This window comes from Pedobacter sp. NO84 (assembly GCF_059703915.1).
In genome coordinates this window covers 2,113,756-2,125,561 of sequence record NZ_AP046575.1, presented here as the reverse complement: position 1 = coordinate 2,125,561, position 11,806 = coordinate 2,113,756, and the positions used below count along the sequence as shown (strand labels likewise).

Sequence of the window (11,806 nt, the reverse complement as noted above, 5' to 3'; positions counted from 1 at the left end):
GGGAGTTGGGAGTCCGGAAGTCCGAATCCCGATAGCTACCGGGACCGAAAGCCCGAAAGAAATTTAGACATATTAGACATATAAAGTTAAACTAAAATCCCTGCACTGCCTGCCGGCATGGGTGTAATCTAATAAATCTGTGTAATCACCTAAATCGGTGTAATCAACCGCGCAGCGTAAGTTCGTTAAACTAGATTTTTAAGATAATCTAAAGTAGTTTCAAAAAACGTCGAAATATTCAATCCATTGCTGTAACTAAAGATTAAAAAGATGACAAAGAGGATGATAGCAATGTAAATAAATCGCTTAAAGGCAAATGCCAAAATGATAATTACCAATGGGATAATGATCATTAACATCCGGCTAATGGTAAAAGGATTTAGGTTCCCTTCTTTCTTATACACATACAATAATTTGCTATGTGTACCTTGATCATTTTGGTGTTTGATATAAACAAAAGTAGATTTATCAATTGCCAGTGGAAGAATGGCAACCCCATCATTAAATGTTAACGATTGTGTAAAGCCACTCACGCTAAAAGTATAGGTTCCGTTGATTTTTTCTAATGGATTATCTAAAGAATCGGCAGCGATAATAGCTAGTTTGCTATTTTTTAGTAAACTCTCCTTAACCAAGAAGTTATTGATATCCGTGTTCTGTGCCAAACAATCGTTAGCCACAACTAGTGCCAATAGTAAAAATATGTATCTCATTCTATAGATCTTTTATTATAAATTAGGTATCCCAAATGTAACAATACACCGTTTCTTTTTACAGGATCATCATATAAATTATAGCTGAAACTAATCGGACCAACAGGTGTGTGATAAACTAGTCCGGCGGTACCAGCATAGTGCCATTCGCTAAAAGTCCTTTTATATTGAATATCCTGGAGTCCTACTTTCTTAAATTCTTGGAAAGGTAAGAATAGATAGCCTTCTAAACGAAAATCTAAATTCCTTTTCACATGAAATACGTTTTTCAAACCTGCTGCACCATAACTGGTAGCCCTAAAATTTTCTAAAAACAATGATTTACTGTCTTGAATGGGATAAAATGCAGGAGCAGCTAACAATGTTGCGTAGTAGTTAAAAAATCTTGGCTGGTTAGAAATCACAGCTTCGGCTAAATAACCTATGGAGTAATTTTTGGAGTGAAAGAAGTAATGCTCATCACTTACTTTGATATGCCCCCATTCCCTAAACCTACGTTCGATAGCAAGTAGATTGGCAAATGCAACTACATCCCGATAGGTGTTTCCCGGTGAATAGTTTTCTTTCCCAGTAGAGAAATTCACACTTAATAAAAAACTATGCCCACGATCTGCATATTGTTTACGGTTCAATGAGTTCTTTTCGAATAATAGACTAGCCCTTAAACCATTGAAAACGGTTCTATCTAATACATCGCCAACCGCAAAATCATTATTAGGACTGTAGCTATCGTTATTGTTAATAAAAGCTGCGCTTAATGTGATCCTAGCATTTTTATTCAGTGGCATTCCAAGTTTGATATCGATCTTTCTATCTGCTTGTTCAATATAGGTAGGATGTGGGTTTTCGATAAAGATCTGACTTGTATTGTAAAAATTCCAGTGATTATAGGTGAGTTCTCCAGCCAAAAATAAGGGTAAACCCGAAGGATAATCTATACGGCCAGCTAATTGAACCGATTCATAAAATCTGCCTGAGTAGAAATTTGCGCCAAAAGTATAGGCTTTTCGATTAAGGTAATTGTACTGTAGCCCCAAATACACATTACTTATTGGCCTTGAAGAAATATTGCCGCCAAAATCTATTTTAAAACTCTTTTTAGGTTGCGCTACAATTTCAAAATCATAACTATCCGTTTCGGGGTGATAGGATATTTTAGGGTAAATGGTTTCGAAGGTTTCATCTGCTACCAATTTATAGTAGCCCCTTTTAATATCTGCAAGATTAAAGGTGGTCTTATCGCTTTTAAAAAGGCGCTCGATATATTTTTTTTGTTGGGTGTTAACTCCAGAAACGGTTACATTGCTAAACACAAGATCCGGTTTACGATCATTAAATGCCTTTCGTTTTTCTACTAGCTCTTCGGCGCTCACCCGTCGGGCTATAGCTTGTTTAATATGGGGCATATCAGCAATGGTAGCATCATAGCCCCGTTTTATCAGCTCAGCTACTGGTGTGAAATTAGTGACACTATAATCGGCCAAATCCGGCTGGATGTACACTCCGTTTGCTCCAACTAAGGTAGAATCAGATTTTGAAAGAAACATGTATACCAAGAAACGGTTCATCAAGCGGTCGTCGTTTTTCGGGTATTCGTTAAAGATTTTGGAGGAGACATTCGCTCCAATAATAAAATCCGGCTTAAACTCATCCCTCATCACATCCGCAGGAAAATTATTATACAATCCGCCATCAAAAACATATTTATTATCAAGTTTAATTGGGCGATATACCAGGGGAACGGTCATGGTAGCCCGTACACCTTCGGCAAGGCTTCCATTTTTAACGGTGATGCTCTTCTGAGAAAGCACATCAGAAGCCATGCATCTAAAAGGGACAAAAAGTTGATCAAAATTATCCTTTGAAATGGCCGATGCTTGCGAAAACAACTCTAAAAGCGCAAAATTAAGTGGGATATCATTAACAAGGTTAGATCTAAAATTTAACCTTAAACTGGTGTCAATAGATAGCTTTGCGGTAATTATAGAGGAGTTTGCGCTATTTTTTTGAAAGTAAAAACTATAATCGCTTTTGTATTTACCTCCAACCCAATCCTGAAAGTCAGTACTCAATGCAATCTTTTCTATCTGTGCCGGAGAATAGCCCGCAGCATACATGGCACCCACAATGCCTCCCATAGAAGTTCCGGTAATGTAGTCTATCGGAATATTATTTTCTTCTAAGGCCTTTAATGTGCCAATATGAGCTAATCCTTTAGCACCACCTCCGCTCAATACCAATCCCACCTTTTGCGCTTTTACATGTAGCGAAAAAAGCAATAAAAATAAAACGAAGATCTCTTTAGTATACCTCACCCTATAAAAATATCGTTTTCTTTTGAAATTAGTTTAAAATAAAAATGGAATAAGTTAAATAAGACGCAAAGCTGACCCATGCAATATAGGGCACAAATAACCATCCCGCAACTTTATCAATCCGGTAAAACAGTAGGGCATTAACAATAAGAACAACAAGAAAAATGCAAATTTCTACTAACGCCTTTCCAATCTGATGTTGATAAAAAAAGAAGTAAGACCACATCAGATTTAAGAAAAGCTGAAGCAAATAAACAACTACTGCCCAAACGTATCCAGTAACATGCTTTCTTCTCTTCCAAACCAGATATGCGGCAACCCCCATCATGATAAAAAGCGAAGTCCAGACTGGGGCAAAAACCCCATCGGGTGGGGTAAATGAGGGTTTATTAATCGTCTTATACCAGGTGCCCACAGATTCTCTAGTTAACAGGCCACCAATTGCACCTATAGAGAGCGAAATTAATAACGAGAGGAGAAGAGGTAAAAATTTAATTTTTTTGCTTCTAATGGACATAAACCAAAATTAATGATAGTATAACAATATATGTGTCGAATTGTTGACTGCACATAGGTTAACGCAACGAAGAAATCTGTGCATCTGTAGCGGCATAATGAGATAGGAAAGGTGAGATTTTTGCCAAAGGCATCCCTTTGTGAAGATTAAGACAGGATGCCTAGCGTTTAACGTTGGGAAGAAATCTGTGCACTTGTGGCAACAATGATCCGCTCCAAAGGAGTCTCCTTGGGACAAAGGAGGCAAAGGGCGAAAAGAAGTTGTAGCACCTTTGCGTACATCTTTTCTTTGGTGTTATATGAACATGAAATTGTTAATACTACCTACCTAATCAAACATTTTTCATTTTATAGAGTTTTACTCTTATCTTTCGTCAGATAATTTAAACGGCTTTAATAATCATTTTTAACGTTATAAATTAAATTCCGAAGAATTTACGATCAACTGATATGAATTATAAACACTTACAAGAGGAAGTAAAAAAACATGTATTGGATTACTTTGCTAATCACAAAGATCCAAAGTTGGTTTATCATAATTTACAGCACACACAGGACGTGGTTAAGGCAACCATGCAGATTGCAAATCATTATCAACTAAGTGATAAGGATTTTTTTATTGTAACAACTGGAGCATGGTTTCATGATACTGGATATTTTGAAGATCTACAAAACCACGAACAGAAAGGAGCAGAGTTAGCTATACAATTCCTAAAGAAAAAAGAAGTTCCAGCTGATGTTAGAGATGCTGTAATGCAGGTTATTTACGCCACAAAAATGCCACAAAGACCTACCAATCAATTAGAAAATATCTTATGTGATGGGGATCTTTTTCATTTGGGCACCTCTGATTTTAGCAAAAAAAGAAAGTTGATGCATAAAGAGATCGAGGCCCTCCATGGTCAGAGCTTTACTAAAAATGAATGGCGGAAAAAGGATATCGATTTTTTGGAAAATCAACAATACCATACCGATTATTGCAGTTTATTGCTTAACGATCAAAAAGCAGAAAACATTGAAAAACTAAAAAGTAAATTAAAGGACTCGTATGAGGATGAGGTCGAAAACTTAGATATTCAGGTCGAAGCTGTAGTGAAACCAGAGAAACAAGAAAAATTATTGAAGAAAAAAGACAAAGAGCGGCCAGATAAAGGGATTGAAACCATGTTTAGGATCACCTCTTCCAATAATCAGCGTTTAAGTGATATGGCCGATAATAAGGCCCAATTGCTTATCACTGTAAATTCGATCATTTTGTCTTTAATTGTGAGTTTGGTGCTCAGAAGGCTAGAAGATAATGCATTTCTCATTCTTCCTACATTTATTTTATTAATGGTGGCGCTATCCTGTATCATTTTTTCGATTTTAGCCACCCGCCCTTCTATCCCTGATGGGTTCTTTACCGACAATGATCTGGAAAGAAAAAAAGTGAATCTGCTGTTTTTTGGTAATTTCTATAAAATGGCATTAAATGATTATTCGAAAGGAATGATCAAGGTAATGAACGATAAGGAGTTTTTATACGGCACTTTGATTACGGATGTATATTCTCAGGGAGTAGTGTTGGGGCGCAAATATAAACTGATCAGGATTGCATACAACATTTTCATGTTTGGCTTAATTGCTGCGGTTTTGGCCTACATAGGATCCTACATCGCCTATGGCAAATTAGACTAAAATGCTTGAACATGTTCTAAAACCCCAATTTTTTGACCGAGATTTAAGTTGGCTTTCTTTTAACGAACGCGTGCTACAGGAAGCGGGCAGGGCCGATGTTCCCCTCCTTGAGCAGATTAGATTTCTATCCATCTATTCGTCAAATCTCGATGAGTTTTATCGGGTGCGTATGCCGGTACTATTAGCGTTGGCAAAATTAAGCGAAAAAGAAAAGAATAATATTTCGATACCTGATGACCTTTTAGATAGGGCCAATCAACTTATTATAGGTCAGCTCGAGACTTATGGAGAAATTTTAAAAAGTAATATCATCCCTGCTCTTCATGAACAAAAAATCAACTTTATTTATGGAAGCGAGATACCAGTTGCGTTGCATCAGGAGGTAAGTACCTATTTTTTGTCCCAAGTGTTAGCTTTTTTACAGCCTATCAACCTTGCCAAAACGCGTTCTTCATTTTTCCCCAACAACAACGAACTTTATTTTTTAATCAACTTAATGCATCATGGCAAGCCTCAAACCATTATTCTAAATATTCCATCCAACAGTTTGGCCAGGTTTTATAAGATTGAAAGCCATAACGAAACCTATGTTTTGTTTTTAGATGATATCATTAGAAATAACCTGAATTTGCTGTTTAAAGATTCAGAGATAACAGGTTGTTTCAGTTTTAAAATTACCAGAACTGCAGAGATAGACCTAAAAGATGAATATGCGGGCAACTTGGCCCAACAAATTGAGAAGCAGTTGCAAAAACGCGATTTTGGTTTAGCTACAAGATTTCTGTATCAACCAGGGATACCTGAAGAAACAATGGTGCTACTTGCCAAGAAATTAAATCTTCAAAACGCGAATCTGGTTGCGGGCGGCAGGTACCACAATTTAAAGGACCTATTTACTTTTCCTATCAACGATCCTGCACTATCCAATCCTTCATGGCCAAAAGTTACCTATCCACCCTTTGTTGAGCGTATCTCCTTATATGAACAGATTTTACAAAAAGATATACTCATAAATCCTCCTTACGAAGCTTATGATAGTGTTTTAAGGTTTTTTAATGAGGCGGCAACAGACCCTCAGGTAGAAGAGATATACGTTACACTTTATCGCGTAGCCAATGATTCGAAAATTGTAAATGCCCTGATCAGCGCTGCAAAGAATAAGAAAAAGGTATTTGTTCTGGTAGAACTCAAAGCTCGGTTTGATGAGGCAAATAACATCAAATGGGCAAAGAAGATGAAAGCTGCGGGTGTAGAAATCAGTTATAGTGTTACTGCACTTAAAGTACATGCTAAGATTGCACTCGTTAAGCGAAAAGTTGATCTGCGGATTAGTTATACGGGGCTTTTTGCTACAGGAAATTTTAATGAAACAACAGCTAGCTTTTATACCGACCATATTTTAATGACCGCCCATCAGGGGATGTTACGTGAAATGGAACTGGTATTTATCTTTTTGGCAAAACGTATTAAGCCAACCAATGCCGAACTGATTAGGTTTGATTACCTTTTAGTTGCCCAATTTAACCTCCAACAACGTTTTGTTTCACTTATCGAACGTGAAATTAAAAATGCAGAACAAGGAAAACCAGCGTCAATAACCATTAAACTTAACAACCTTGAAGAAAAAGTATTAATTACGCAGCTTTATCAAGCATCAAATGCTGGAGTTCATATCGAATTAATTGTGAGAGGCATTTGTAGGTTGATCCCGGGTGTTAAAGGAATGAGCGAAAATATCAGGATCAGAAGAATAGTTGATCGTTATTTAGAACATGGCAGGATATTTGTCTTTCACAATGGCGGTAAGGAGGAAATTTATTTGGGTTCGGCAGATTGGATGAATAGAAATATTTACCGACGGATTGAGGTATGTTTCCCTATTTTAGACGAAGACATCAAAAAAGAAATTAAGGCGATGTTAAAACTTCAGCTCGAAGATAATGTTAAGTCAGTGATGCTTAATGATAAATTGATGAATGTTCCAGTTGCGAATACTCGGGAACCGGTACAATCTCAATATCGTATTTATGAATTACTAAAGAATAAATCTAATGGTAAAAAACTTAAGAAATAAAACAAGAAATAATCGTGCGCCGCTTTTTATGGTGTGTGGTTTAGTTATAACGCTAATTGGACTATCCTGTGTTGATAAAAAGCCTAAAGGCCCTGCAAGCCCTCCAGGATATGACATTAACAAACCTAAAAAATACATTATGCCAGATATTTTACAGGAAATTTCTGGATTTGCTTTTAATAAAGGAGATAGCACAATAGTGTATGCCCAACAGGATGAAGATGGAAGTTTATTTAAATTTCCTCTTGGTACAAAGGATAAAACTATGACAAAATTTGCCGAAAAAGGCGATTATGAAGACGTTAGTATTCTGAACGAGAGAGCAATTTTATTAAAAAGCAATGGTCATTTTTATTCGTTTTTATTAAGTGAAATGAATAAACCTGAAGCGGCAAATGTGAAACTTACCAAAGATGTGTTGCCCAAAGGGGAGTATGAGGGCATGTATGGGGATGAGGCAACTGGAAACATTTATGTGCTTTGTAAGTCGTGCAAACAAGATAAGAATACCAAAAATGTAAGTGGTTACATCTTAACCCTTCAAAATGATGGAACCTTAAAAAATAAAGGAACATTTGTTGTTGATGTAAGTAAAATTGATCAATTAACAGGAAAGAAAAAGGACGTTTTTCATCCTTCAGCGTTTGCCATTAACCCTTTAACCAAAGAATGGTATATTGTATCGTCTGTAAATAAGGTTTTGGTAGTAACTGATTCTAAATGGAAAATTAAAGGAGCTTATCACTTAAGTGCAAATATTTATAACCAACCAGAGGGTATAGCATTCGATAAACAAGGTAACCTCTATATTTCCAACGAAGGAAGTGAAACCCAGGCAGGGAATATATTAAGATTCGAATATAAAAAACCATAATTCATTAATAGCCCAATAATAAAATATCTACGATGTTAAAAAAGCTCCTATTTGTTGTCTGTTTAGTTGTGTCACTCGCTGTCCATGCCCAAGATTCTGTAAAGTATAGGGTAATTTTAATAGGTGATGCAGGCGAGATGAATGCAGGACAAATGGCATCCTTAAAAAATGCGGCTAAACATGTAATTAAAGGAAAAACTTCCACTGTATATTTGGGTGATAACGTGTATCCGGTAGGCTTTGCAATACCAGGATATGGCAATAGGGTAGAAACCGCTAACATTTTACAGTCGCAGTTCCAGCCCATGCGTGAGGCAGGATCAGCCGTTTATTTTGTGCCAGGTAACCATGATTGGGATAAATCAGGACCTAATGGTTTGGCTAAAATTAAAGCGCAAAGTGAATATTTAGATACCTTTCATGATCCGCTATTGAAGATGGTTCCCTCCAATGGATGTCCAGACCCAGTGGCGATTAAGCTTACAGATAAATTAACCATTATTGCGTGGGATAGCGAATGGTGGCTTTTTCCTTATAACAAAGCCAATCCCGCTGCAGATTGCGATTGCCAAACTAAAGAACAAGTGATCGCTAGAATGGAGAATCTAATGGAGCAGAATAAGGACAAGGTTATCATTTTAGCAGCCCATCATCCCTTTGCAAGCTATGGCTCGCATGGCGGATACTTTACGTGGAGAAATCATTTGTTGCCACTTACATTACTAAATAAAAACCTAGTTATTCCCTTGCCTATTATCGGTTCCGTCTATCCCTTGTTACGCTCTACTTTGCTTAGTCCAGAAGATTTAAACCATCCTGTTTATAAAGACATGATGAAAAGTGTAAATACGGTTTTTGGCAATAAAGCAAACGTGATTTATGCCGCTGGACATGAACATGGGCTCCAGTTTATTAAAAATGAAAAGTTTACCCAGATTGTTAGTGGGGCCGGGTCAAAAATGACCCCCAATAAAAAGGGTAAGTACTCCTTGTTTCAAGAAATGAGCCAAGGTTATGTAATTGCAGATCAATTGATAAACAATGATATGCGTTATGAATATTATGTGTATATAGATAGCGGAGTTAAAAAGGTGTACACGTATAATCAACCTTATAAAGAATTAGTAGAAAAGGAAAAAAATACGTTCAAAGTAATCAAAACCGATAGTATTACGATCAAAATCCATCCTTCTTATGATAGCGTTGGGAAATTTCACCGCTACTTGTTTGGCGAAAACTACAGAAAGGATTACGCTATGGATACCAAGGTTCCGGTGTTGAGGATTTCAGAAATTAAAGGTGGCTTAACGCCTACTCAATTGGGTGGTGGAAATCAATCGCGATCGCTTAGGTTAAAGGATAAAAGCGGAAAAGAATGGGTGCTTAGGAGCGTTGAAAAATATCCAGAAGTATTGCTACCCCAGGGCCTGAAAGAAACTTTCGCAAAAGATATCATTAAAGACAACATGTCTGCCCAACATCCCTTTGGGGCATTGGTAGTACCTACATTGGCCATAGCGGTAGATGTGCCACACAGCACGCCTATTATTGGTTGGGTGTCGCCCGACGTAAATCTTGGCGAATATTCATCGGCCTTTGCCAACACACTCTGTTTATTGGAAGAAAGAGAACCCATTGGCGATTCGGATAACACTTCCAAAATGTTCAAAAAACTGGATGATGATAACGACAATACCTATGATGGTGCATTATTGTTAAGAGCAAGAGCCTTGGATGTAATGGTGGGAGATTGGGATAGGCACGAAGACCAGTGGAGATGGAAGCCAGAAAAAACCGAAAAAGGAGCAAAATATTTGGCGGTACCTAGAGATCGAGATCAGGTTTTCTATAGCTCTGATGGTTTAATCCAACGTTATGCCCAAAGTGCCTCATTATTACCAATGATGCAGGGTTACGAGCGGAAAATCAAAAACATCGATTGGTTTTTGTGGGAAGGACGAGCAATGAACAGTAGATTAATGTCTCAATTTACAGAAGCGGAGTGGGATAAAGTTATCTTAGATTTTTGTGCTAAATTAACGGACGATGTACTTGAAAAAGCCCTCAAGCACTTACCAGAGCCAAATTATTCTTTAAGGCATGATCAGTTCTTACAACAGATGAAAGAGAGAAGAGCTGCATTACCAAAATTAATGAACGATTATTATCATTTCTTTAACAGGATTGTAGATATCCAAACAAGCGATAAAAATGAACGTGTAGTAATTACAGATTCTGCTGATCAGTATTTAAAAGTTCAGATCAATAAAATTTCAAAAGAAGGTAATATTAAAGAAGAGATTTTTAGCCGCAATTTCGATCCTAAAATCACAAAAGAAATTAGGCTTTACGTTAAAGATGGAAATGATAGCGTATTTATGGATAATAAAACATCCAAAATCAAAATTCGGATTATCGCAGGTGCAGGAAAGAAAGTATACGATGTGCCTAATGCTACCAGAAATGTTCCAGTTTTTGGCAGGGAAAATGGTAATTCTACGTTTAAAGGCGATGATGAGAATAAGCTGAGCAAGAGATTATCAGTTGATACCGCAAATGTAGGGTTCCTAAATAAAGACATGTACAGCCGTTCAAGTTTAAATGCAGCCGTTGGATTTAATAATGATGATGGCGTGCTCTTTGGATTAAATTACAAGGTTACCAATCCGGGCTTTAGGAAACAACCCTATGGCAACTCACAATATTTTTCTTTCTTACACTCGTTTGCTACTACCGCCTTTAGGTTTAATTATAGGGGAGATTGGTTAAACTTATTGGGCAAGGCGGATTTTACCCTTAGTGCAGATGCTTTTGCACCAGATAATACTCAAAATTTCTTTGGTGTTGGTAACGAAACAAAATTTGAGCAGGGCATAAAATACTATCGTGCAAGATTTAATATTTACCAAATTGAGCCTGCTTTGAGATGGCGGCGACCTAAATCTACGTTTAGTATTGGTACCCACTTTCAATTTTATAAGTATGATAATGAGGACAATACAGGTAGAATTACCACCAATTTGTCACAATTGCACTCTTATGATAGTCTAACTATAACTCAGAATAAATTATATGGTGGTATTGTAGTTAACTTTGTAAATAATACCCGAGATAATGAAATTCTACCAACTTTAGGAAGTTATGTAGATTTTAAATGGTCTGCTTATAAAAGTTTAAGTAAATATGCCAATTCTTTTGGGCAGTTTACAGCTAACATCGCAGTTTATAAAAACTTGGATGGAAGAGCAAATTTAGTATTTGCAGATCGTTTTGGAGGTGGTATTACAGTGGGTAAACCTGCGTTCTATCAAAATTTATTTTTAGGCGGACAAGGAAATTTATTGGGATACCGTCAGTTTAGATTTGCTGGTAAGCATAGTTTTTACAACAATGCAGAGCTAAGGATTAAACTCGGTGATTTTGTGAGCTATGTGTTGCCGGGACAGGTAGGTTTAATGGGATTTTATGATGTTGGGCGGGTTTGGAACAGCAACGAAAAATCAGACGTATGGCACCATGGTACTGGAGGGGGCCTATATTTTTCTCCTGCATCGCTTGCCATATTTAGGTTTGTAATGGGGCACTCAACCGAAGGATGGTATCCTTATGCATCGATGAACTTTAGATTTTAATACGT

At 37.0% G+C, this 11,806-nt stretch carries 7 protein-coding genes; 4 read left to right on the top strand and 3 right to left on the bottom strand.

What is annotated here, in order from left to right; all coding sequences use genetic code 11:
* Window positions 1-185: 185 nt before the first annotated feature.
* Genes AC6H0V_RS09065 through AC6H0V_RS09055 form a run of 3 tightly spaced genes read right to left on the bottom strand, consistent with a single transcriptional unit; the run spans window position 186 to window position 3,545 of the window.
* Window positions 186-713, bottom strand: coding sequence for a hypothetical protein (locus AC6H0V_RS09065; protein WP_497559869.1), 528 nt, complete (start codon window positions 711-713; stop codon window positions 186-188).
* Window positions 710-3,028 (bottom strand): patatin-like phospholipase family protein, encoded by a 2,319-nt coding sequence (locus tag AC6H0V_RS09060; RefSeq protein ID WP_497559868.1) that lies wholly within the window; start codon window positions 3,026-3,028, stop codon window positions 710-712. Before AC6H0V_RS09060 ends, AC6H0V_RS09065 begins: the two co-directional genes overlap by 4 nt.
* A gap of 28 nt (window positions 3,029-3,056) precedes the next feature.
* Entirely contained in the window at window positions 3,057-3,545 is a 489-nt protein-coding gene (locus tag AC6H0V_RS09055) for a TspO/MBR family protein (protein WP_497559867.1), read from the bottom strand.
* Window positions 3,546-3,994: 449 nt separating this feature from the next.
* On the opposite strand from AC6H0V_RS09055, the gene AC6H0V_RS09050 reads away from it, so the two are divergent.
* Genes AC6H0V_RS09050 through AC6H0V_RS09035 form a run of 4 tightly spaced genes read left to right on the top strand, consistent with a single transcriptional unit; the run spans window position 3,995 to window position 11,801 of the window.
* Complete coding sequence (locus tag AC6H0V_RS09050; RefSeq protein WP_497559866.1) at window positions 3,995-5,221, top strand: Pycsar system effector family protein; 1,227 nt, start codon at window positions 3,995-3,997, stop codon at window positions 5,219-5,221.
* Window position 5,222: 1 nt separating this feature from the next.
* Window positions 5,223-7,295, top strand: a complete 2,073-nt coding sequence (ppk1, locus tag AC6H0V_RS09045; RefSeq protein ID WP_497559865.1) for a polyphosphate kinase 1 — start codon at window positions 5,223-5,225, stop codon at window positions 7,293-7,295.
* Window positions 7,273-8,169: an SdiA-regulated domain-containing protein gene (locus tag AC6H0V_RS09040; RefSeq protein WP_497559864.1), complete on the top strand. Its 897-nt coding sequence runs from the start codon at window positions 7,273-7,275 to the stop codon at window positions 8,167-8,169. The genes ppk1 and AC6H0V_RS09040 overlap by 23 nt, the downstream gene beginning before the upstream one ends.
* Before the next feature lie 32 nt (window positions 8,170-8,201).
* Window positions 8,202-11,801: a BamA/TamA family outer membrane protein gene (locus tag AC6H0V_RS09035; RefSeq protein ID WP_497559863.1), complete on the top strand. Its 3,600-nt coding sequence runs from the start codon at window positions 8,202-8,204 to the stop codon at window positions 11,799-11,801.
* Window positions 11,802-11,806: the final 5 nt, after the last annotated feature.

Bases quoted from the DNA above. Each gene is read 5' to 3' on its own strand.
- AC6H0V_RS09065 (WP_497559869.1), bottom strand. From the start codon at position 713: ATGAGATACATATTTTTACTATTGGCACTAGTTGTGGCTAACGATTGT.
- AC6H0V_RS09055 (WP_497559867.1), bottom strand. From the start codon at position 3,545: ATGTCCATTAGAAGCAAAAAAATTAAATTTTTACCTCTTCTCCTCTCG.
- AC6H0V_RS09050 (WP_497559866.1), top strand. From the start codon at position 3,995: ATGAATTATAAACACTTACAAGAGGAAGTAAAAAAACATGTATTGGAT.
- ppk1 (WP_497559865.1), top strand. From the start codon at position 5,223: ATGCTTGAACATGTTCTAAAACCCCAATTTTTTGACCGAGATTTAAGT.
- AC6H0V_RS09040 (WP_497559864.1), top strand. From the start codon at position 7,273: ATGGTAAAAAACTTAAGAAATAAAACAAGAAATAATCGTGCGCCGCTT.
- AC6H0V_RS09035 (WP_497559863.1), top strand. From the start codon at position 8,202: ATGTTAAAAAAGCTCCTATTTGTTGTCTGTTTAGTTGTGTCACTCGCT.